This window comes from Streptosporangium sp. NPDC001559, from assembly GCF_042893955.1.
Lineage (GTDB): Bacteria > Actinomycetota > Actinomycetes > Streptosporangiales > Streptosporangiaceae > Streptosporangium.
In genome coordinates this window covers 262,771-284,167 of sequence record NZ_JBIAVG010000012.1, presented here as the reverse complement: position 1 = coordinate 284,167, position 21,397 = coordinate 262,771, and the positions used below count along the sequence as shown (strand labels likewise).

22 protein-coding genes, 1 tRNA gene and 1 pseudogene are annotated in these 21,397 nt (G+C 69.3%); 12 read left to right on the top strand and 12 right to left on the bottom strand.

Going from position 1 to position 21,397, the window contains the following annotated elements; all coding sequences use genetic code 11:
* Positions 1–16: 16 nt before the first annotated feature.
* From ACFYY8_RS26885 to ACFYY8_RS26870, 4 genes and pseudogenes are all read left to right on the top strand, one after another.
* Positions 17–331, top strand: a pseudogene (locus ACFYY8_RS26885) (replication initiator); the annotation flags it as partial.
* Positions 331–756 carry a replication initiator gene (locus tag ACFYY8_RS26880; protein ID WP_390045511.1) on the top strand — a complete coding sequence of 142 codons (426 nt, stop codon included), beginning with the start codon at positions 331–333 and terminating at the stop codon, positions 754–756. The pseudogene ACFYY8_RS26885 and the gene ACFYY8_RS26880, both read left to right, overlap by 1 nt.
* A complete protein-coding gene (locus ACFYY8_RS26875; protein ID WP_390045479.1) occupies positions 753–947 on the top strand; it encodes a helix-turn-helix transcriptional regulator in 195 nt (64 codons plus the stop codon). Before ACFYY8_RS26880 ends, ACFYY8_RS26875 begins: the two co-directional genes overlap by 4 nt.
* Positions 944–2,314 (top strand): tyrosine-type recombinase/integrase, encoded by a 1,371-nt coding sequence (locus tag ACFYY8_RS26870; protein ID WP_390045477.1) that lies wholly within the window; start codon positions 944–946, stop codon positions 2,312–2,314. The genes ACFYY8_RS26875 and ACFYY8_RS26870 overlap by 4 nt, the downstream gene beginning before the upstream one ends.
* 76 nt (positions 2,315–2,390) lie before the next feature.
* On the opposite strand, the gene ACFYY8_RS26865 is transcribed toward ACFYY8_RS26870, so the two are convergent.
* From ACFYY8_RS26865 to ACFYY8_RS26855, 3 genes are all read right to left on the bottom strand, one after another.
* On the bottom strand, positions 2,391–3,503 hold the full coding sequence (locus ACFYY8_RS26865; protein WP_390045475.1) for a hypothetical protein: 1,113 nt from the start codon (positions 3,501–3,503) through the stop codon (positions 2,391–2,393).
* 498 nt (positions 3,504–4,001) lie between these two features.
* A tRNA-Ser gene (locus ACFYY8_RS26860) sits at positions 4,002–4,090 on the bottom strand.
* A gap of 185 nt (positions 4,091–4,275) precedes the next feature.
* Entirely contained in the window at positions 4,276–6,648 is a 2,373-nt protein-coding gene (locus tag ACFYY8_RS26855) for an AAA family ATPase (protein ID WP_390045473.1), read from the bottom strand.
* Positions 6,649–6,766: 118 nt separating this feature from the next.
* Here ACFYY8_RS26855 and ACFYY8_RS26850 point away from each other — a divergent pair, with 118 nt between their 5' ends.
* Entirely contained in the window at positions 6,767–7,723 is a 957-nt protein-coding gene (locus ACFYY8_RS26850) for an NAD(P)H-quinone oxidoreductase (RefSeq protein ID WP_390045471.1), read from the top strand.
* Between the two features lie 5 nt (positions 7,724–7,728).
* Positions 7,729–8,244: a bacterial proteasome activator family protein gene (locus ACFYY8_RS26845; protein ID WP_352014895.1), complete on the top strand. Its 516-nt coding sequence runs from the start codon at positions 7,729–7,731 to the stop codon at positions 8,242–8,244.
* On the opposite strand, the gene ACFYY8_RS26840 is transcribed toward ACFYY8_RS26845, so the two are convergent.
* Complete coding sequence (locus ACFYY8_RS26840) at positions 8,235–9,041, bottom strand: HAD family hydrolase (protein WP_390045468.1); 807 nt, start codon at positions 9,039–9,041, stop codon at positions 8,235–8,237. The two genes, ACFYY8_RS26845 and ACFYY8_RS26840, sit on opposite strands and share 10 nt — an antisense overlap.
* A 237-nt stretch (positions 9,042–9,278) precedes the next feature.
* Between ACFYY8_RS26840 and ACFYY8_RS26835 the strand changes: the two genes are divergently transcribed.
* A complete protein-coding gene (locus ACFYY8_RS26835; protein WP_179821289.1) occupies positions 9,279–9,482 on the top strand; it encodes a cold-shock protein in 204 nt (67 codons plus the stop codon).
* A 219-nt stretch (positions 9,483–9,701) separates the two neighbouring features.
* On the opposite strand, the gene serS is transcribed toward ACFYY8_RS26835, so the two are convergent.
* From serS to ACFYY8_RS26820, 3 genes are all read right to left on the bottom strand, one after another.
* Positions 9,702–10,964: a serine--tRNA ligase gene (gene serS, locus ACFYY8_RS26830; protein WP_390045466.1), complete on the bottom strand. Its 1,263-nt coding sequence runs from the start codon at positions 10,962–10,964 to the stop codon at positions 9,702–9,704.
* A gap of 63 nt (positions 10,965–11,027) precedes the next feature.
* The gene (gene pheA, locus ACFYY8_RS26825; protein WP_390045464.1) at positions 11,028–11,948 is read right to left on the bottom strand and encodes a prephenate dehydratase; all 921 of its coding nucleotides are present in this window, start codon (positions 11,946–11,948) and stop codon (positions 11,028–11,030) included.
* A gap of 42 nt (positions 11,949–11,990) precedes the next feature.
* Entirely contained in the window at positions 11,991–13,268 is a 1,278-nt protein-coding gene (locus ACFYY8_RS26820) for a glycosyltransferase 87 family protein (protein WP_390045462.1), read from the bottom strand.
* A gap of 89 nt (positions 13,269–13,357) precedes the next feature.
* Between ACFYY8_RS26820 and ACFYY8_RS26815 the strand changes: the two genes are divergently transcribed.
* Positions 13,358–15,577: a hypothetical protein gene (locus ACFYY8_RS26815; protein ID WP_390045460.1), complete on the top strand. Its 2,220-nt coding sequence runs from the start codon at positions 13,358–13,360 to the stop codon at positions 15,575–15,577.
* Here ACFYY8_RS26815 and ACFYY8_RS26810 read toward each other — a convergent pair.
* From ACFYY8_RS26810 to ACFYY8_RS26800, 3 genes are read right to left on the bottom strand one after another with little or no spacing between them, the layout of a single operon-like run.
* Positions 15,459–16,919 carry a glycosyltransferase 87 family protein gene (locus tag ACFYY8_RS26810; RefSeq protein WP_390045458.1) on the bottom strand — a complete coding sequence of 487 codons (1,461 nt, stop codon included), beginning with the start codon at positions 16,917–16,919 and terminating at the stop codon, positions 15,459–15,461. The two genes, ACFYY8_RS26815 and ACFYY8_RS26810, sit on opposite strands and share 119 nt — an antisense overlap.
* A gap of 43 nt (positions 16,920–16,962) precedes the next feature.
* A complete protein-coding gene (locus ACFYY8_RS26805) occupies positions 16,963–17,643 on the bottom strand; it encodes a glycosyltransferase family 2 protein (protein WP_390045456.1) in 681 nt (226 codons plus the stop codon).
* Positions 17,640–17,993, bottom strand: coding sequence for an STAS domain-containing protein (locus tag ACFYY8_RS26800; RefSeq protein ID WP_352014903.1), 354 nt, complete (start codon positions 17,991–17,993; stop codon positions 17,640–17,642). Before ACFYY8_RS26800 ends, ACFYY8_RS26805 begins: the two co-directional genes overlap by 4 nt.
* A gap of 226 nt (positions 17,994–18,219) precedes the next feature.
* Between ACFYY8_RS26800 and ACFYY8_RS26795 the strand changes: the two genes are divergently transcribed.
* Positions 18,220–18,705, top strand: coding sequence for a hypothetical protein (locus ACFYY8_RS26795; protein ID WP_390045453.1), 486 nt, complete (start codon positions 18,220–18,222; stop codon positions 18,703–18,705).
* Positions 18,706–18,720: 15 nt separating this feature from the next.
* Here ACFYY8_RS26795 and ACFYY8_RS26790 read toward each other — a convergent pair whose 3' ends face one another.
* Positions 18,721–19,413, bottom strand: coding sequence for a response regulator transcription factor (locus ACFYY8_RS26790; protein WP_390045451.1), 693 nt, complete (start codon positions 19,411–19,413; stop codon positions 18,721–18,723).
* Between the two features lie 116 nt (positions 19,414–19,529).
* On the opposite strand from ACFYY8_RS26790, the gene ACFYY8_RS26785 reads away from it, so the two are divergent.
* The 3 genes from ACFYY8_RS26785 (at position 19,530) to ACFYY8_RS26775 (ending at position 20,726) form a co-directional block, all read left to right on the top strand.
* Complete coding sequence (locus ACFYY8_RS26785; RefSeq protein WP_390045449.1) at positions 19,530–19,697, top strand: hypothetical protein; 168 nt, start codon at positions 19,530–19,532, stop codon at positions 19,695–19,697.
* Positions 19,694–19,945 carry a DUF6412 domain-containing protein gene (locus tag ACFYY8_RS26780; protein ID WP_390045447.1) on the top strand — a complete coding sequence of 84 codons (252 nt, stop codon included), beginning with the start codon at positions 19,694–19,696 and terminating at the stop codon, positions 19,943–19,945. The genes ACFYY8_RS26785 and ACFYY8_RS26780 overlap by 4 nt, the downstream gene beginning before the upstream one ends.
* Before the next feature lie 82 nt (positions 19,946–20,027).
* The gene (locus ACFYY8_RS26775; RefSeq protein ID WP_390045445.1) at positions 20,028–20,726 is read left to right on the top strand and encodes a YidC/Oxa1 family membrane protein insertase; all 699 of its coding nucleotides are present in this window, start codon (positions 20,028–20,030) and stop codon (positions 20,724–20,726) included.
* A gap of 117 nt (positions 20,727–20,843) precedes the next feature.
* On the opposite strand, the gene ACFYY8_RS26770 is transcribed toward ACFYY8_RS26775, so the two are convergent.
* Positions 20,844–21,293, bottom strand: coding sequence for an ATP-binding protein (locus tag ACFYY8_RS26770; RefSeq protein WP_362784998.1), 450 nt, complete (start codon positions 21,291–21,293; stop codon positions 20,844–20,846).
* Positions 21,294–21,397: the final 104 nt, after the last annotated feature.

The window sequence follows — 21,397 nt, the reverse complement described above, 5'->3', positions numbered from 1 at the left end:
CGACTACCTCGACCCCATCACGGGGGAGCTACTGCCTACCTGGAAACAGGCCCTCGACCGACTCGACATCGACGAGGAAGCCGAACCACTGCACGTGATGCGCTTCGGCGCCCAGGTCGACGTTCAGGGCCTCCTGGCCGGTTCGCCGGACGCCCACAAGCGGATCGGCTACCTGACCAAGTACCTCACCAAGGGCCTCGGCGACACCCTCGACCTCGACGAAGACGAGCAGGATGACGAGATCCCGGCCGCGTCGACTGCCCGCGCCGCGATCAATCAAGCCCGCCGGGACCATGCGGCCCGCCTAGTGGAGGCGCTGCGCTACGAACCCTGCTCTCCAGCCTGCGCCAACTGGCTGCGTTACGGCGTCCAGTCCAAGAACGCCAAAGCGGGCATGACACCCGGCGGTGCCGCTCCAAGGCTCACAAGGCCGAACACCTCGGCTACGCCGGGCGCCGCGTCCTGGTCTCCCGCAAGTGGTCGAACAAGACCCTGCGCGATCACAAAGCCGACCGCCGCGCTTGGGTCCTCGACATGCTCGGTCTGCCCGCCGACGCCGAGACCGACCCGCACCGCTACGTCTGGCGGCCGGTCTCCACCAAGGACCCCACCCGAACCCCGCTACCGGTGCGGCTGCTGCGCGGCGTGGCCAACCGGCACCGAACCCGCGCCCGGCTCGACAAACTCCGGGCCAGGGCCGACGGCAGACCCATCCCCGATCCTTCGGCGACTACGGCACTGAGGAAGGCGGCGTGAAGAAGAACCGTGACGAGCTCATGACCGTGCCGGAGATCCTCGATGAACTCGGCGGGGTGTCCCGGCGGACCTTCTACCGCTGGCGCGAGATCGGCCACGCTCCCCAGGGCCTCAAGCTCCCGAACGGTGAGATCCGCGTCTGGCGCAGCGAGTTCACGATCTGGCTGGATTCCCTCCGGGAGGCGGCGTGAGCGTCTCGTACGACGTCAAGATCTGGGATATTCGGCGCAATCAGTCCAGTAAGGCACCGTCTTATGAGTTCCGATGGGCCGTTAACCGTCGCCGTAAGTCACGGACCTTTCGCACCAAGGCACTGGCCGAGAACTTCCAGTCCGATCTACGTCAGGCTGCCAAGCGCGGCGAAGCCTTTGACAAGGAGACCGGACTGCCCCTCTCCATGCTGGCCGTAAAGAGCGCTGTGAACTGGTTCGCTTCCGCGCTGGCGTACGTGGACATGAAATGGCCCCACGCGGCGGCCAAGACCCGTGACAGCCTCACTGACGCGCTGGCAACCGTCACACCCGCTCTTGTCGACGAGAATGCGCCGGGCAAGCCTGAACCGCTCGTTCTCCGGGAGGCTCTGCGGCAGTACGCACTTCCTCCCGCCGCTCGGCAGTTGAAGCGCCCGGAAGCGATCCGGTCGGCTCTCGCGTGGCTTGAGCGCCATTCCTTGCCAGTTCACGCCCTGTCCAAGGTGCGCAACGTACGGCTCGGCCTCGACGCCCTGACGCTCCGACTCGACGGCGGGGCGGCTGCAGCCACCACGATCGCCCGTAAGCGGTCGGTCTTCTACAACGCCCTCCAGTACGCCGTGGACCTGGGGGAACTGGCCGCCAACCCGATCGACAAGGTGAAGGCGTGGAAGCCGCCGAAGGTCCGGGAGGTCGTAGACCGGCGGGTGGTGGTCAACCCGGTTCAGGCTCGGGAGCTGCTGACCGCGGTGACCTACGTGGGCCGTCTCGACCGTGGTCGGCACCTGCGGGGCTTCTTCGCCTGTCTCTATTTCGGCGGCCTGCGCCCGGCCGAGGCCCTCGGGCTCCGCAAGCAGGACTGCCACCTTCCCGAGTTCGGATGGGGGCGGCTCATCCTGGCCAAGTCCAAGCCGCAGGCCAACAAGAAGTGGACCGACAGCGGGCAGGCTCACGACGACCGCGGGCTCAAGCACCGGGCCCAGGATGAAGGGCGTCCCATACCGATCCCGCCGGAGCTGGTGACCATCCTGCGGGAGCACGTCGAGGAGTTCGGGGCCCACGAGGACGGCCGGCTGTTCCGAACCTCGCGCGGCGGCGTGATCTCCATCGGGACGTACTGCGACGCGTGGAAGGCGGCCCGGCTCCTGGCGCTGACTCCCGAACAGCAGGTCTCCCAGCTGGCAGCCCCGCCATACGACCTGCGCCACGCAGCCGTCTCGCTCTGGCTCAACGCCGGAGTGGCGGCCCCCGACGTGGCCGAACGGGCGGGGCACGGGGTGGACGTGCTGCTCAAGGTCTACGCCAAGTGCATCGACGGTGGCGCCGAGGTCGCCAATCGGCGGATCGAGGATGCGCTGGCTGCATGATCAGCCTTTCAACAGGGGCCTCGGGAACACCGGGGCCTCTTCTGTTTCGCCTCGACGTGGTTTCGGACGCCTCACTTCAAGCGTGGACGTGACCTGGCTGGTCTTCTTTCGGCCGGACCGGATGGTGTGAGGGGACAAACCCGTTGTACAGCGGCGGCCACAGGGACCGTGGCGCTCCCCCCAGCAACTCGAACGCTCTGCCCGTACTCCAAAAGTGGAGGATGACCGAGGAAAGGTGGTTGGTGGTTAGCTCTTCTGGGTGCTGGAGCATGAAGTCTGCCAGGAGTTCTTCACTCAGGAAACATTGCCCCTGACGGTCGGGGGCTCCCACGGAGATGAGTAGGAAGTCGTTCGTGGGCCTGTCCTTATGTTGGACGATGGCGCGCAGGTTCGCCCACTCCTGCTGGGCCGTGTGGTCGGACTGGAACGCAAGCCCCAGACTGATCCCTGTAGTTCCAAACAGACCAGAGGCCGGCACGCCACCCACCAGGGGCACGGCGAAGAAGCTGGCGTCGTCCGGCGTGCGAACTGGCCGAGCGTCAAACTGCTTGGGAAGTTCCCCTCCCGGCGCCTTGAGCTGGTCGGGATCAGGCTGGAAGGCAACAAGCGCCTCAACGAGCCGGTCGTGAGCGTCGTGATCGGTACGTTGGAACGGGAGGCCGGTCGGGTCGTCCGCCGTACCGAACCACATCGAGACGTGGTAGCCGGTCAAATGCCCGATGCGGTGACGGTGCTGAAGTCCCAGCCGCTTAGCGACCTCGAAGAAGAGGGCTTGGGCCTGTCGCCGCTGCTGGATGCTCAGTACGGTCAGCTCGCAGCCAGCTTGCTTGCCATCTGCCAGCACGTGGAAGTCAGGTGGATCAGTCTCGGGTACGACGACAGCATCGTAGAGTTCGCGGTTGGTCGCCAACCGGTGGTCTACCGCGAGACGCTGGATGTGAAGGAACTCCAACTGCTGCTTTGGGACGGGCTCTGAGACTCTCAGCCAGCTAAACGGTGTCTCGCTGGCAATGCCAAGCCAAGGTACCCCCGCTTCATTTCGGCCTACTGCCGCTGTCCCGGCTGGTGCGCCCCAAGGTGAGGGCATGTACGCCACACTCTCAAGCGTGATACCTGCCCGGATCAGTAGCGGCAGAGGGTTGATATAGCCGTCGGTGGTCGTCGGAGGTACCGAGGAACTGCTGGTCATAAGGAGACGCTAGTGTCCCCACACCTTAGGGGGTATTTGATCCCGTAGATTCCATCTGCTTCAGGTTCAGGCGTCCCACCAGGTCGGGGTGGATTCGCCGGTGAGACGGCGGCTCATGAGATCGATCATCACGATGGGGATCACAGCTTCGGAACTGGCCGGTAGAACCTCGTAGCCGCGGGCTTCCTCCGGCCGCCCGGCAACTCGACCAGTCTGAGGAGATCCGTACAGCCCTTGTCTGGCTCGGTCGGCACTCGCTTCCCGTCACAGATCTGGCCAAGGTTCGGAACGTACAACCTCGGCCTGTCCTCGCCCGGAGCGGCTCACTAGGACTTTGCAGGCGTGACCTGGGGAAACGTGACCAACATCATTCCGCGTATATCCCGCGACCACCGACCGAGGGTCGCTCACCACGCCGTACGGCTGCGCGGCCCGGAAACGGCCAACGGCGCCCCACCAAGCCACAAGACCTGGTCAGGCGCCGTTTCTCAAGCAAAGCGGAGAGCGTGGGATTCGAACCCACGAGGACTGTCACCAGCCCTAGCGGTTTTCAAGACCGCCGCCATCGTCCACTAGGCGAGCTCTCCTGGGTGACGCGCGTCAGAACGCGTCAGATTGCACTTTAGTCTCTCACTGGTCCGGACGTGCCCACGACCGGCGGGCGCCCCGATTGGAATCGCCCGCCAAAAGGCCGCAGGGAGACCACAGCGAGCCCCGAGAAGCCCAGGCCCGACTGAGGAAGCCGGGTCTGGGCAAAAGCGTACGGCCCACGTCAGGTTGGCTGAGGAATGGCGAAGCCGTCTCCCACCGAGGCCGCCAGGCGAAGGTAGGCGTCTCGGGTGGCGGGTTGGAGCCTGTCCAGTTCGATCTCGGCCCCCTCCTCCAGGTGGGGGTCGTAGGGGACACGGATCACCGCCCGGCAGCGGGCCGCGAAGTGGGCCTCGAGGCGGTCGAGGTCCACGGTCGACTTCGACCTGGGGCGGACGCTGCACAGCACGACCGTCGCCGACCGGACCAGTTCCTCGTAGTGGTGGGCCTCAAGCCAGTCAAGGGTCGCCGAGGCGGCGCGGGCGCCGTCCACCGACGGGGAGCTCACCAGGACCAGCTGGTCGGCCAGGCCGAGGACACCGGACATGGCCGAGTGGAGCAGGCCCGTACCGCAGTCGGTGATGCAGATCGAGTAGAAGTTCTCCAGGACCTGCGCCACCGCCTGGTAGTCGGAGGCGCTGAACGCCTCGGACACCGACGGGTCACGGTCTGAGGCGAGGATCTCCAGCCGGGACGGCGCCTGCGAGGTGAAGGCCCTGACGTCCACGTAGCGCTTGATCTGCTTCCGTTCGTTGAGCAGGTCACGAACGGTGGCGGCGGTCTCAAGCTTCACCTTGTCCGACAGGGTCCCGCGGTCGGGGTTGGCGTCGACCGCGATGACCCTGTCGCCGCGCGACTGGGCGAGGGTGGCGCCGAGGCCGACCGTGGTCGTGGTCTTGCCGACGCCGCCCTTCAGGCTCAGTACGGCGACGCGGTGGTGACCGGTGGCCACGGGGGTGCGGGCACGGGTGGCGAGTTCGCGACGACGACGGACCTCGGGCGACTCCCCGGGTTTGATCAGCCCGGCCGACGCCGTGTAGATCAGCCTGCGCCAGCCGCTGGAGGGCGCGTTACGGCGTCCCCTGAGCAGCGAGTCGGGATCGAGACTGTCGGCCGACGGCCTCGACCCGGACGTCTGCCTGGACGGCACGCTGAAAGCCGGCGGCGGCGCCGAGTGACGACGTCTCGCCTGGTACGACTCCCGCACCGGTTCGGCCGCGCCCTTTCCAGGCGCGCCGAAATCGCGTTCGGGGACGGCCGAAACACCCCGAGGCGGTGTCACCGTTTCCCTGGCCGACGTCTCTTGGGACTGGGCCTCCTGGGAGACCGGAGACTCCGGAGCCGCGGGCCGTGAAGGAGCCGCAGGTTGAGAAGGGGCCACAGATTGGGAAGGAGCCGCGGATGGGGAAGGGGCCGCGGATTGGAAGGAAGCCGCGGATTGGGGGAAGGGCAGATCCTTGAGGTTGGGCTCTCCCTGGGCGAACAGCGCCTCCCGGGAGAACGACACGTCCCGGAACGACGCCCCTTCCCGAGCCGGTGGCTCCTCGGGGAAGGAGGAGGACCCCTGGGGAGGCGTCTCGGCGGAGGCCGCGTCAGAGGTGAACGCCCTGCCCCAGTCACGGGCGAAGGCGCTGCTCTGGTGAGACTGCCCCAGCGCGCCTCCCCCGGCCGCCTGCCGCAGCGCGTCGCTCACCGTGGCCTGAGGTGACCTGTCGTCCTCGGGCGCCTCATCGGTGGAGTCGGGTACGGCCCGTTCCTCGTTCGCGTGTGGCGGCTCCACGACAGGGGACGGCTCACGGCTGACGCCCTCCGAGGAAGGGAGATCCCCTGAAAGGGGGAAGGCGTCCTGCCTGCCGGCCGAGGGCGTGAAGGGCTGGAGTCCCCCGGGTTCCGAGTCGTCCAGCGGACCGTGACCGACCGGCGAGAAGTCCTGCTCGAACGCGTCTTCAGACGGCTCGGAGGACCCGAAGGAGATCTGATCGGGCAGAGAGCCTTCGAGTTCTTCGGGACCGGCCTGCGAGTCATCGGCTTCTGCGGGCGGCAGATGATCGCCCTGTTCGGCGGAGAGGTCGGCGGAGAGGTCGGCGTCGACCGGCTCGTGATCCGCGGGGGCCGCGAGGAAACCCGGGCCGTCGGAGGACGTCTCCTGAACCGCCCCTGAGCCGTCGGACACGTCCTGGCGGGGCAGCGGTTTCAGGGGCGCGAGGAAGGCCTCGTCGTCACGGTTCGGGGACGGCGAGGGCGGGGGCACGCTGAAGGCGCCCGCCTCCATCCACTCGGCCGCGTCCGCGTCCTCGACGGAGGCGGGCGCGGCGGGCGCGGAGAGGCTGCTCACCAGGTGGTTCGAGGGGTCGGCGACCATACGGAACAGCGACGAGGACGTCGTGTCCGGCTCGGCGGGAACCGCGCTCCAGGGGTCTTTGGGGTAGGGCGAGATGACGGTGTCGTCCACCACGCCGCTCTTCACCGTGACGGGGGGCGCCTCCTCCTGTTCCTTGATAGCGTCGAGCCAGGCAAGCTGTTCCTCGAGAGATTCCTCACGATCGTGCCTTGCCACCGTGTTCCCCCTCGGGATGGGTGTAAAGAGGGCAGCAAACACATAGCAGGTTAACGCCCTGTGTTCTTGTCAATGCGGGCAACCACCAAGTTGATCCCCAGCGGATAGCGTTGGAACTATGCACGCCATCGTGATCGACAAACCTGGTGGGCCCGAGGAGCTTGTGTGGCGGGAGGTCCCCGATCCCCGGCTCGGTCCGGACGACGTCCTGATCGACGTGGCCGCCTCCGCGGTCAACCGGGCCGACACCCTTCAGCGAAAAGGACAGTACTCCCCTCCTCCCGGGGCCTCGCCGTACCCCGGGCTGGAATGTTCCGGGGTCGTCGCCGAGGTCGGGTCCAACGTCGAGGGGTTCAGGCCCGGTGACCGGGTGTGCGCCCTGCTGAGCGGGGGCGGCTACGCCGAGCGGGTGGCGGTGCCGTGGCAGCAGGTGATGCGGGTGCCCGAGGGGGTCGACCTGGTCGAGGCCGCCGCGCTTCCCGAGGTCGCGTGCACGGTGTGGTCGAACGTGTTCATGACCGCGCGGCTGCGCAGGGGCGAGACGCTTCTCGTCCACGGCGGCGCCAGCGGGATCGGCACGCTGGCCGTACAGCTCGCCAAGGCGTTCGGGTCGCGGGTCGTGGTCACCGCGGGATCGGCGGAGAAGATCGCCCGTTGCCTCGAACTCGGCGCCGACGAGGGGATCGACTATCACGAGGGCGACTTCTCGGAGAAGGTCCAGGCGGACGTCATCCTCGACATCGTCGGCGGGCCGTATCTCGCCGGGAACGTCAGGGCGCTGAAGACCGGCGGCAGGCTGGTTGTGATAGGGATGCAGGGAGGCTCCAGAGGGGAGCTTGACCTGGGGGCGCTTCTCACCAAGCGAGCCGCGGTGCACGGCACCACGCTACGCGCACGGCCCGTCGACGAGAAGGGCATCATCGTGCGTGGCGTCGTGGAAAACGTCTGGCCCCTGGTGGACGCGGGGGTCGTCCGTCCTGTCGTCCACTCCCGCGTGCCGATGAGCGAGGCCGCCGAGGCTCACCGGCTCCTCGAATCCGGAGAGCACGTCGGGAAAATCCTGCTAGTAGGTTGAGAGCTATGAACGCTGAGGAGAGCACTCCCCATGTAGTGGTCGTGGGCCCACAGGGGCTCCAGACCGAGGAGGAAGGCGAAGGTCGCTCTGTCGCCGATCTGGTCGAGCAGCCCGCGAAGGTGATGCGCATCGGCAGCATGATCCGGCAGCTCCTCGAAGAGGTCAGGGCGGCTCCGCTCGACGAGGCCAGCCGTAAGCGGCTCAAGGAGATCCACCAGAGCTCCATCAAGGAGCTTGAAGACGGTCTGGCGCCCGAACTGGTCGACGAGCTCGAACGGCTGTCGCTTCCCTTCACCGATGACGGCAACGGCACCCCGCCGAGCGAGGCCGAGCTGCGGGTGGCGCACGCGCAGTTGGTCGGCTGGCTCGAAGGCCTGTTCCACGGCATCCAGACCACGCTCTTCGCCCAGCAGATGGCGGCCCGCGCCCAGCTGGAGAACATGCGCAGGGCGCTGCCCGGTGGGGTCTCCATGGGGCAGCAGGACAACCACCAGCAGAGCAGCTCCGGCCCCTACCTGTAGGTCCCTCCGTAGAGGGCCTCAAGGATTTCGGCCACTCCGTCGTCGTCGTTGGCCGCGGTCACGTGATCGACCGCGGCCAGCACCTCCGTGTGGGCGTTCGCCACGGCGTACGACGTGCCCGCCCAGCGCAGCATCGGCAGGTCGTTCGGCATGTCCCCGAAGGCGACGACCTCGGCGGCGGTGATGGCGCGTCCCTCGGCGAGGGCGGCCAGGGCGGAGGCCTTCGTCACACCGTGGGCGCTCATCTCGATCATGGCGCGGCCACTGGAATGGGTCGGGGTGACCAGGTGACCGACCAGTTCGCAGACGGTCTCCTGGAGGGCGTCCGGGTTCATGTCCTGGTGCAGTGCCAGGAGTTTCGCGCAGGGCGTGGTGGTGAGCGCGTCGGTCTCCGCGCCGTTCAGTCCCGCCACCCGGTCCAGGCTGTCGAGAAGGAAGCCGGATTCACGTGCGAACCCGCCTTCGTATTCCACCGAGAACGTGAGCCCGGGAACCTTCTCTCTCAGCCGGCTCACCACCTCTTGAAGGACATCCGGGTCGATAGGGTGAGATTTCACAATCTGTTCGGCATGGAGGTCGTAGACGAGCGCGCCGTTGGCGCATATGGCCAGCCCGCGATGCCGTACGGCGGCGGCGATCGGGCGCATCCACCTGGGCGGACGCCCCGTCACGAGGACCAATGTGGCCCCGGCCCTCTCAACGAGGGCGAAGGCCGCCGCGGTGCGGGCTGAGACGGTGCCGTCGGAGCGCAGAGCGGTGCCGTCTAGGTCTGTTGCGATGAGCCTGGGACTTCCCATAACAGGCTCCAGTCTGCACCGTCCTCCGAGGGGTGCCGCCCCCGGGATGCGCCCGCGAGGAATCTTCCTCGTGGCGGGAACACGGGCGCGCCGGATAGTGTTAGATGTGATGGCGTTGTATTAGCTGAATCCCGTTGTGAAAGCCAGTTTGACTGAACCACCCCGGGGCCCGCTGTACGACACAGGGGGTTCATGAGGTGTGAATCCCAAAGTTTCAAATCCTGAGGGAGAGCTTTAATGGCTCAGGGAACCGTCAAGTGGTTCAACGCTGAAAAGGGCTTCGGCTTCATCGCACCGGACGGCGGTGCACCGGACGTGTTCGTGCACTTCTCCGAGATCCAGGGCAGCGGCTACCGCAGCCTTGAGGACGGCCAGCGAGTCGAGTTCGAGATCACGCAGGGCCAGAAGGGTCCGCAGGCCTCGCAGGTCCGCGCCGTCTGACCATAGACCTCTGTAAGGAGGTAAGGCGGAGTTCGCTTAACGCGAACTCCGCCTTTCTCCTTTTCCGGACCTTCCGCCTTTCCCATCGCCGTCCGTCAAGGCGCCGTGGGAAGCCCTGAAGGCCCTCCAGAGGCCGTGGAAGACCTCGCCTAGGGAGCAAAGAAGGCCCCCCGCCGCAAAGGCGGCGAGAGGCCTTCCTGACGACTCCGATCCGGGTGACTACTTGACCGGCTCGAGGACGTCGAGTCCGACAAAGGGACGCAGCGCCTTGGGAACCTCGACCGACCCGTCGGCCCGCTGGTGGTTCTCCAGGATGGCGACGATCCACCGGGTGGTGGCCAGGGTGCCGTTCAGCGTGGCCACGTGCTGGGGCTTGCCGTCCTTGTCACGGAACCGTACGGCCAGGCGGCGGGCCTGGAACTCGGTGCAGTTGGAGGTCGAGGTGAGCTCGCGGTAGCGGCCCTGGCTGGGCACCCAGGCCTCGCAGTCGAACTTGCGCGCCGCGCTCGCCCCGAGGTCGCCCGCCGCGGTGTCGATGATGCGGTAAGGCACCTCGATCTTGGCGAGCATCTCCTTCTCCCAGGCCAGCAGGCGCTGGTGCTCCGCCGCGGCCTCCTCGGGACGGCAGTAGGAGAACATCTCGACCTTGTCGAACTGGTGGACGCGGATGACGCCTCTGGTGTCCTTGCCGTAGGACCCCGCCTCCCTGCGGAAGCAGGACGACCACCCGGCGTAGCGGTAGGGCAGCTCGGCGCCGTCGAGGATCTCGTCGGCGTGGTAGGCCGCCATCGGCACCTCGCTGGTGCCGACCAGGAACAGGTCCTCCTCGGGCAGGTGGTAGACCTCGCTCGCGTGGGCGCCGAGGAAGCCGGTGCCCTGCATCGACTCGGGCTTGACCAGCACCGGCGGGATCATCGGGACGAAGCCCGCCTCGATCGCCTGCTGCATGGCCATGTTGAGCAGGCCGAGCTGCAGGCGGGCGCCGACGCCCCGCAGGAAGAAGAACCTCGACCCCGAGACCTTCGCCCCGCGCTCCATGTCGATCGCGCCGAGCAGCTCGCCCAGTTCGAGGTGGTCACGCGGCTCGAAGTCGAAGACCGGCTTGTCGCCGATCTCCTCAAGCACGACGTAGTCGTCCTCGCCGCCGTGGGGAGCGCCCTCCTCGACGATGTTGGGCACCGTCTGGAGCAGCTCGTCGAGCTCGGCCGCGAGTTTCTCCGCCTCGCTCTCCGCCGACTTGACCTGCGTGGCGAGCTCCTTGGCCCGGTCGAGCAGCGCGGCCTTCTCCTCGCCGGAGGCGCGGGAGACCGACTTGCCGATGCTCTTCTGCTCGGCGCGCAGCGACTCGAAGCGACTCAGCGCGCCGCGCCTGCGCTCGTCCAGGTCGAGCAGCGTCTGGACGACGGCGTCGTCCTCACCGCGGGCACGCTGCGACGCCCGTAGCCGGTCGGGTTCCTCACGAAGGGTACGCAGGTCAATCACAGCACAAGGCTACCGACGTCATGCCACGGCCTGTGCGCCTATTAAGCCCGTCTTAGGGCTGTCTTAGACCTGTCCCGCCCTGACACGGGCCAGCCAGTCGGTGGCCTCGGCGAAGTCGGAGTCGGAGGTGCCCCTCTTGACCTGGGGCGTCAGGCCGTCCGCACGGGGGTAGCTGCCCAGGAAACGCACACCGGAGCTGACCCGGTGCAGCCCGGAGACCGCCTCGCCGACCCTGGCGTCGGTCACGTGACCTTCGAGGTCGAAGTGGAAGAAGTAGCGGCCGATCCCGTCACCGGTCGGCCGTGACTCGATGCGGCTCAGGTTGACCCCCCGCACGGAGAACTCGGTGAGCATCTCCAGCAGCGCGCCGGGGTGGTCGTCGGAGAGGAAGGCCACCAGGGAGGTGCGGTCCGCGCCGGTCGGCGCGGGCAGCGCCCCGGGGCGTGTCACCTGGATGAACCTGGTCACCGTGTCGGACCGGTCGCCCACGTTGGCGACCAGCTCGACCAGGCCATAGTTGTCGCCCGCGATGCGCGCCGCGATGGCCGCGTCGTACGGCGAGCCGGGCAGCGCGACCTCCTGGGCGGCGGCGGCCGTCGAGGGGGCGGCGACCACCACGGCCTCGGGCAGCTCGCGGGCGGTGAAGCCACGGCACTGGGTGATCGCCGCCGGGTGGGTGAAGATCCGCTTGATGTCGCGCATGCGGGTGCCCGGCCGTACCAGGAGGGAGAACTCGACGGGCAGCAGCAGCTCGGCGACGATGAGCAGCGGCTCGCCCCAGGCCAGTTCGTCCAGGGTGGTGGCGATGCCGCCTTCGAGGGAGTTCTCCAGGGGGACGACGGCACCGTCGGCCTCGCCCTGGCGGGCCGCGTCGAGCGCGGCGCTGACGTTGGCGCAGGGCAGTCGCTCGGCGTCCGGAGCCAGGGTCCGCAGGGCCTCTTCGGTGAAGGTGCCCTCCGGTCCCAGGTAGGCGAGTCTGGGCATGACCACAGGTTATCCGCCGCCCACCGGGAAACGTGCCTGGAATCAGGCTTTCAGGGGGACCGCATCGCCCGGGAAGGCCGCCCTGCGGCGGGGCAGCCACACCCCGAGCAGCCAGACCAGGACGAGCGCGCCGAGGCCGAAACCGTTCTGCACGATCTTGCCGACCACGGGGCTGAGGACCGGGATCTCCGCTGCCTTGATCGTCACCCCCCACCAGGGGACGGGCAGCACGTAGTACAGCCAGACCCCGGCGGCGACGCGGACGCGCACCGGGTCGCGGCCGTCGCCCGCCAGCGCGCCGAGGACCACGACGACCCAGGCCAGGTGATGGATCCAGGCGACCGGCGACAGCAGTACGGCCATCAGGCCCACCAGGGCGACCGCCGTCGTCGTGTGCCCGTCGAGCAGGGCCCTGCGGGCGTGGCGGAAGCCGGACCAGGCGATCACCGCGACCAGCGCGAGCCAGAGCAGGGAGGTGAGCTGGTCGGGCAGGTAGAGCCGGATGAGCATGCCGCGCACGGACTGGTTGGTGGTCGCGGCGTTCGCGCCGAGCCGTTCCGGGTCGAGCAGCGCGCCGAACCAGAAGTCGGCGGCGTCGGACGGGATGACCAGGAACGGCAGCACGGTCAGCAGCGTGGCGGTGAAGGCGGCCATGAGGAAGGCGTCACGCTGCTCCTTCCTGGCGCCGGGGCCGAAGCCGGTCAGCAGGAGATAGATCAGGAAGACACCCGGGGTGAGCTTGACCGCGGTCGCCAGGCCGATCAACAGGCCGCGCGGCCACGGTGGCCTGGGGGCGACGCAGTCGGCCAGGCAGAGCGCGACGAGCAGGATGTCCACCTGGCCGAAGCGGAACTGGTCCCTGATCGGCATCAGATAGGCGCAGGCGACCGTCAGCAGCGCCAGGAGCAGCGGCAGCCGCCACCCGCCCCGCCGTTCGAAAGCCGGCCGTTCCAGGGCCGGCCGGAAGGCGTAGCGGACGGTGACGGCCAGCGTCAGGAGGATCAGCCCGGTCCACACCCACTGCGCCACCGGCCAGGACATCATCGCCAGCGGCGTGGCCAGCATCGCCGCGATCGGCGGATAGGTGAACGGCAGCAACTGCGGCGCGGGCGTCATGAAGTCGTAGACCGGCCGCCCCTCAAGCAGCTCCCTGCCGCCGGTACGGTAGACGTCCAGGTCGACCAGGCGCTGGTCGTCGACGTTGCCCAGCCAGGGAAGCACCAGCGGGGCGAGCGCGACCAGCACGACCAGCAGCGCGGGCAGGGGTGCGAGCAGCCGTGCCCACGGCGCCCGTCCGGTCACGGTCGAGCCATTCCTCACGAGCCACTCCTCACGACCAGGCAGGCTACCGTGGGCGTGGCGGACCGTGGACAGGACCGCCGACGGGGTGTGGACAACGAGGGAGACGCATGGGTTCCGGTGCTGGGCACGTCCGCGCCGCGCTGGCCGTCCTGTTGACGTTGCCGGTGCTCGCCGGGTTCCTGTTCACCGGTACGGCCGCCGCCCACGCCGAGGCGGGGCCCGCCAGGGTCGTGGTGGTCGGGGTGCCCGGCCTCCAGTGGGGTGATCTCGACCGGACGCGGGCGCCGAACCTGTGGCGTCTCGTCGAGCGGGGTGCCTCGGCCTCGATGTCGACCAGGGCGGTTCCGCCGCCCTCACGGAGTCTCACCTGCCCGGTCGCGGGCTGGCTGACGATCTCGGCGGGGCAGCGGGCGGGCGCTCCTGGAGGCTCCTGCGCTCCGCCCGCCCAGCCGGTGGCCGACCAGGACGGCGGGGCGAGTGTGCCCGGCTGGCAGGAGCTGGTGACGTTCAACGCCACCGAGACCTCCTACCGGCCGGTCCTGGGGCTGCTGGGGCAGCGGGTCGCCGACGCCGGGGGGAAGGTCGCGGCCGCCGGGCCGGGAGCCGCCCTGGCCGCCGCCAACAAGTCCGGAAAAATCGGTAAATATGCGCCAGACGTCGCAGGGCTTGGTGACCTGACGCCGTACCGGCTGGTCGTGGTGGAGATCCCCGACCTCACCACGGCGTGGCTCGCCCGCCCAGGGGACGCCGACGGGGTGCTGGCCGCGCTGCCCGACCAGGCCAGGCGGGAGGCCGTCGCCGCCGCCGACCGAGGGGTGGGCGCGCTGCTGACCAGGCTTCCCCAGGGGGGCACTGTCCTGCTCGGCGGCCTGTCGGACGCCGCGGCCTCGGCGCACCTGCACGTCGCGATCGCCGACGGCCCCTCACCGGGCGGCGGGCCGTACGGCCACGGCTACCTGGGGGCCACCTCGACCAGGCAGGAGGGGCTGGTCACCAACACCGACCTGACCGCGACCGCGCTCACCCTGCTCGGCCTCGGCGTGCCCGACGGCGCCGTCGGGCGCCCCTGGACGAGCGCGACGCAGGGCGCCCAGACCACTGGAGAGGCCGCCGGGGAGGTCGTGCGGAGCCTGACGGAGGCCGACCTGGCCAGCCAGGTGCTACGCCGGGTGCAGGGGCCGTTCTTCGCGGTCTTCGTCAGCGCCCAGCTGCTGTTCTACCTGCTGGCCGCCTTCGCCGTACGGCGGGGCTGGGGCGGTTCGCGGGCGCTGGCCGCCACCGGGGTCGTCGCGACGATCGGCGGGTCCATCCCGGTCGCGACCTTCCTGGCGCAGCTCGTGCCCTGGTGGACGTTCTCCGCCCCGATGGCGTCGGTCATCGTGACCATCCTCGGCATCGCGGGCGCCCTGGCCGGGGTCGCCCTGGCCGGGCCGTGGCGCAGGAGCGTCCTGGGGCCGCTGACCGTGGTCGCCTCGGTCACCTCGCTGGCCCTGCTCGGCGACGTGATGACCGGATCGTCCCTGCAGGTGAACGCGGTCACCGGCTACGAACCGGTCACCGGCGGGCGGTTCTACGGCTTCGGCAACATCGCCTTCGCGGTCTACGCGGCCGGGACGATCCTGGCCATGGCGGGCATCGCCCACTGGCTGATCTCCCGGGGACGGCGCCCGCTGGCGTTCACGTTCTGCCTGCTCTACGGCGCGCTGGCGGTGTTCGCCGACGGCTGGCCCGCGTGGGGCGCCGACTTCGGCGGGGTGCCCGCCTTCCTCATCGGGGTGGCCGTCTTCCTGATCCTGCTGGTCGGAAGCCGGGTCTCACCGCTCAAGCTCGTCCTGGTTGGCCTGGCCGGCGCCCTGCTGATCGGGGCCATCGCGGTCGTCGACTGGCTCAAGCCCGCCGAACGCCGTACCCACCTGGGCACCTTCGTGCAGCAGGTGCTGGACGGCGAGGCCTGGACGGTCGTCAGCCGCAAGTTCGGGGCCATGATCGGGGTGACGGTCGGCAACTGGTCACTGTCCCTGCTGTCGCTGGTCGCGCTGGCGTTCCTGTTCCTGGTGCTCGACCGCCCCTCCCGGTGGGGCGCCTCCGCGCTGGCCCGCGCCTACGCGGCGGCACCGCCGCTGCGCGCCGGGTTGATCGGCGCCCTGGCGTGCGCGCTGGTCGGGTTCCTGATGAACGACTCGGGCATCGCGATCCCGGCGATGGCCCTCACGGTCGCGGTGCCGTTGACGCTGACCGCCTGCGTGCGCGCGCTGCGGACCTCGCCGCCCACCACGCCAGCGCGACCGTCAGCGCCAGCAGGGACCACGGCACCACCTGCTGCCTGACGACGGTCCGCAGCCAGAGCATGTCCTCAGGGCGCAACGCCTCCCTCGCGGGCAGATACCCCAGCGACAGGATGACGACCCTGGCCACCAGGAAGCCCTCAAGGGCGGGCCAGGCGACCATGGCCAGCAGGGCGAAGGCCAGCCCGTCGTACCACGGCAGCGCGTAGGTCGCGGCGAACAGCCAGGCGACCACGATCGCGACGGCGACCCCGGGCGCCGAGTGTTCCGGCGCGGCCCGCAGGAGCAGCCAGGCCAGCAGGACGAGCAGCGCCAGCGAGCCCACCTGGGTCCAGGCCGAGTAGGCACCGGGCCCGAACACCTCCTGGAGCCCCGTCTTGACCAGCTGCCACGGCGTGGCCAGGGAGACCTTCCTGCTGGCCGCGCCGACCTGGTCGAGCACGTGCGGTCCCGCCACCGCGTAGATCGCCAGCACGGTCACCGTCGCGGTGCCCGCGACGACGGCGAGCCTGCCGGGACGGCGGCGCAGCTCCCAGGCGGGGCCGAGGGCGACGAGCCCGGCGTTCAGCTTCACCCCGATCCCCACCCCGAGCAGCAGCCCGGAGCCCGCCCCCCTGGCCATCAGGGCGGCGACCATGCAGGCCACGGCCAGGGTGTCCACGTGCGTCCCGGCGCCCAGGTGGTAGATCATCAGTGGGTTCGCCGCCCACAACAGTGCCGCCCTGGCCCGCAGGCCCGGGTCGTTCCGGGTGAAACGGTCGAGCAGCGACGCCGTACCCGCGAAGGCCATGGCGTTGACCAGCGCCATCACGAAGACGGTCAGCCGGACCGACTCTCCCCCCACCAGGCTCGCCAACGCCTGTACGGCCGTCGCCACCGGCCCGTAGACGCTGGTCACGCCCGTCCACTCCTCGACCGCGCCGAGCACCGGGTCGGCGGGCAGCGCCGAGGGAACCGTCTCGTAGGGGTTGTGGCCGAGCGCGGTCAACCGGCCGTAGGCGGCGTAGTTGAGGTGGTCGGCCGACCCCGAGGGCGGCAGGAAGGCCAGCAGCGCGACGACGGCGCAGCCAAGCCCGGCCAGCAGACGCGGATCAGGCCGCCACCTGGCCCGCAGAGCGCCCGCGAGACCAACGCCTCCGAGCAGGATCGCCGCCGCCGCCAGGCCGATCATCAGGTGGGCCTCAGGCCGCACCCCCAGAGAGTACGGCGGCTGCCAGGCGGGCCCGGCCAGTTCGGGGACCATGACGGAGGGGCCGAGCAGCCCGATCAGGACCGTCAGCCCGGCAGAGAGCCCGAGCGCGACGAACGCGGCGACGTCGAGCGCCCGCGGCGTGCCCCGCGCGGCAACCCGTGTGTCTCCGGCCACGGTCACGTCCTGGGTCACCCGCAAATTCCAGCACATCCGGGATGGTGCCCAGGCCGGGAGGCTATCCCCGGACCAGGAGCGCCCAGGCGACGTCGCGGAACTGTTTCGCCCGGTGGAGCTGCGCCTTCCAGTCGGTGCCGGTGGCCCGGTGCGACATCTCGACCTCGACCTCCCGCACCCGGAAGCCCTTGCGGACCAGGTCGATCGTCAGCGCCGTCTCGACGCCGAACCCCCGGGCCAGTGGGCGGGCGGCCTCGAAGGCGGTCCTGGTCAGGCAGCGCTGTCCGTTGAGCGGCTGGGTCGGCGTCCAGCCGGTCGCGCGCTCGATGCCCCGCCGCGCCAGGTTCACCACGAACCCGTGGCCACCGAGCTTCACCCGGGTGACGAAGACGGCGATGGTCATGTCCGCCTCGCCCGCCGTGACCGGTTTGATCAGCGGTTCGGCCTCGCGGGCCGTCTCCCCCAGGTCCGCGTCGAGGAAGAGCAGGTGGCGGGGGGACTCACCGTCGAGCAGCCGTACGGCCTCCGCTCCGCTCTCCATGGCGGCGGCCTTGCCGCGGTTTCGGCTGTGCCGGATGACCCGGGCTCCCGCGGCCTTCGCCACCCGGCCTGTCTGGTCGGCCGAGCCGTCGTCCACGACCATGACGAGATCGACACCGGCCAGTTCCAGGGCCGCGGTCACGGTCGCGCCGATCCGGTCGGCCTCGTCCTTGGCCGGGATGATCACCGCTGTCCCGGTCATGCTTGTCGCTTCGCCGAAAGCAGCTTCTCGGGCATCGCCTCGTACACGGTGAAGACCGAGTCGAGGCCGGTGACCTGGAGGATCTTACGGACGGCCGGTCGCGGCGCGGCCAGTTCCAGGGTGCCGCCGCGTTCGCGCAGCCGTTTGAGCGCCGACAGCAGCACGTTCATCCCGGTGGAGTCGCAGAACTCCACACCGGACATGTCGATGACCACGTGGGTGGCCGGGCTCTCCTGGAGCAGCCGAGTGAACTCGGCCTGCAGGCCAGGCGCGGTGTACAGGTCGATTTCGCCGATTATGGCCATGACGGTGTGCCCGTCATGTGATCGAGTTGAGACTTTTAGCTCCACAGCGGGCACACTAGCGGCGCGAAGGCCACCGGTCACGTTTCCGCCACGCGTCCCGAGTCGTCGGCCCTTTGTCCCCCGTTTAGGCCTCACGAAAACTCTGGGTGCGCAAAACTTGACGCAGAGCTACACCGGCTTGGCCGGAAAGAAGGAGAGACCCGAGAGCCTCCAGACCGTCCCGCGCTACGTCAGTGGCGGCCGTTGAGTAGAAACGGGCCCGAAAGCATCGATGAACACCGACCTTTCTGAAGATCCGCAACGGCAACGCCTCCGCGAGCACCTGGAGGCCATGGTCACCCGCACCGAGAAGGCGACCTCGTGGCACGACGCCGCCCACTCGCTGCGTGTCCTGGTGAACCGTGAGGGATACGTCCCGATCAGAACCCGTCTGGCGAGCGCGGACCTCGACTTCCTCGAAGGCGCGCGTGAGGAGCTGCTCGGCTTCGCGACGCTGGGCATCAGGCTGCTCGACCTGCACCAGCCACGTGACGCGGGCGGCATCACCAGTGACGCCGCCAATCCGATCCTGCGCTGCCGCAGCTGTATGTGGCGGTGGCCGTGTCCCACGTTCCGCGCCATCGCCGAGTCCTTCGACAGCCCGAGGACGCCGGTCTCATACCAGCGTGTCGAGCCCGACCGCCGAGGCCCGCTGCCGATCGAGCTCGACCCGGACGACGCGCCCCCGGGAGGCGTCCACCCCTACGCCGTGGACTGATCGCACCGAGGATCGCTACGGGACCGACGGCTCGTAGCGGTAGCCGACCCCCCAGACCGTGACGATGCGCCGTGGCGCGGTCGGGTCCTCCTCCACCTTCTCCCTGAGTCTGCGCACGTGCACGGTCACCGTCGAGGAGTCGCCGAAGGACCACCCCCAGACCTGGTCGAGCAGGGCCGAACGGCTGAAGGCCTGGCGGGGGTGACGCATCAGATGGGTCAGAAGGTCGAACTCGCGGGCGGTCAGTGTGATCTCCCGGCCGCCACGCCGTACCTCGCGGGTGCCGATGTCCACCGTCAGGTCGCCGTCCCCGAGAACTCCGGTGCCCGAGGGGGCGGTGGCGCCACGGGCCCGGCTCAGCACGGAGCGCACCCGCAGGGCCAGCTCCCTGGGGCTGAAGGGCTTGGTGACGTAGTCGTCGGCGCCGATCTCAAGGCCGACGACCCGGTCGATCTCCTCACCGAGCGCGGTCAGCATGATCACGGGGACGGGCCGGCGTTCCCTGAGCCTCCTGCACACCTGGAGGCCGTCCGTCCCGGATGGCGTCAGGTCGAGAACGAGCAGGTCGGGCGGGTCGGCCAGGGCGAGCCTCAGCGCCTCGGCGCCGTCGTCGACGCACTCGACCCGGTGGCCGTCGCGTTCCAGGTAGCGGGCCACGACCTCGGCGATCGCCGGGTCGTCCTCGACCACCAGAATCCGCGCGCTCATGGTTACACCGTAGGCCCGTTCCTCATGATCGCCACCCTCCGTCACCGCCCTGTAAGGACGAGATCGTTATGGTTTCCCACGCGCGCCCGGCCACCGTGGAACATACGGTTGCTGGCATGGTTCGTACCGTCCTGGGCGTCGTGGGCGCCCTTCTCGCGATCTACGTGGTCCTCGGGATCATCATTCCCGCCGTGTTCGGCCTGCTCAAGTTCGTCTTCGTGCTTGGCGTCGTGGCCCTCATCGTGGTCGCCGCGGTCACGATCGTGAGCAAGATGTCCAAGTGACCCTCCTGCTCGCCTGGCTTCTCGACGGTGGCGGCGGCTCCGTGACGGCGGCCGCCGTCATCGGCCTGGGCGTGCTCCTGCTCGCCTGGGCCCTGCGCGGGGTACCCACCGCCGCCGGGACAGGCGGGCACTTCACCCTCTCCGCGCGGGAGAGGGCGGGACGACTCGTGTTCGTCCGTCAGCGTGACCCCGACCGGGCCGGACGACCCCGGCCAAGAGCACCGTCACCGGGCCCGGCGCCCGCGTAACACCCAACAGACGTCCCGAAGCGCGGGCGCCTTCTGTGCTGTCTTCCATCCCTGTCAAAGGGCAGTCAGAAGGGCTCTGTTCATGTTCGACTCCGTCATCGGGTTCACCGCCGACCTCATCACCCTCCTCGCCCAGCCGCTGGGCTCGGCCGCCCTGGCCATCGTCGTCTTCACCGTCTGCGTGAGGTTGCTGCTCCTGCCGTTCGGCGTCATGCAGGCCAGGGGTGCCCGAGCCCAGGCCGCGCTGGCGCCGAAGCTCGCCGAGCTGCGGGAACGGCACGCGAAGGACCCGGCCAGGCTGTACCGGGAGACGACCGCCCTGTACGCCGCGGAGGGGGTGTCGCCGTTCGGCGGCTTCCTTCCCGGGCTGGTGCAACTGCCGGTCCTCATGGTCGTCTACCGGGTCTTCATCTCCTCCACGATCGCGGGTCACGCGAACGCGCTGCTCACCCATGGGCTGTTCGGCGTGCAGCTCGGGCAGCACTTCGCGGGCGTGGTCTCCGGGTTCGGGCTGATCAGCGGGCCGACGCTGGTGTTCGCCTGCCTCTTCCTGCTGCTGCTGGCCGTCGCCGCGGTCACCTCACGGCGGATGAGGTCGGCGACGGTCCCGCAGGGTCCCGGCTCCGGGGTGCTGCGCCGGGTGCTGCCGCTGCTGCCGTTCCTGACGGTCCTGGGCGCGGCCGTGCTCCCGCTCGCGGCGGGGATCTATCTACTGGTCACGACCGCGTGGGCCGCCGCCGAGCGGGCGGTGCTGTACCGCTCCGTGCCCGCGGGGGTGTGATCCGTCAGTCGTCACCCAATGTGACGAGGAGGGCCGGGTGCCGCTGAGGTCGGCGCCGACGGCAAAGGAATGGCCGGTCGTGCCCCGCCTCATTGTTCCAGTGAGGCGGGACGCGCCCTACCCGCATTCGCGCAACGCGGGCTGGGGGACGGAGACCTTCCCGTTACCGACGGTGTCGGCGGCGGTGACGACCGCCCAGACCGTGGTGATCTCCCCTTCGTGCCTGACCCCCCAGCTGGTGGCCAGATATTCGACGATGCCGAGCCCCCGGCCCCCCAGAGAGGAGAGTGTCGGACGCCCCGCCCGCGGCTCCGTGGCGGCCCCTCCGTCACTCACCGCTACCTCCACGTGCTCGTCGGCCCAGCGCCATGCCACTCTGATCTGACCGGACGGCAACGGATGAGCATGCCTGAGCGCGTTGCTCAGCAGCTCGCTGACCACGAGGACCGCGTCATCGATAGCGGTCTCGTAGACCCCCCATTCCTGCAGGTCAGAGCAGAGGCGTTGGCGTGCGACAGCGACGCTGGACGGTGCATACGGCAACAGAACGACGCTCGACGCACTCACCTCCCCGTATCCCTGTTCCCCCTGAGGAACCACACCCCAGTACGACCGAAATGCCCCGTTAGATGGTCTTAGAAACCGGGCGGCAATTACAGCTTGTACACATT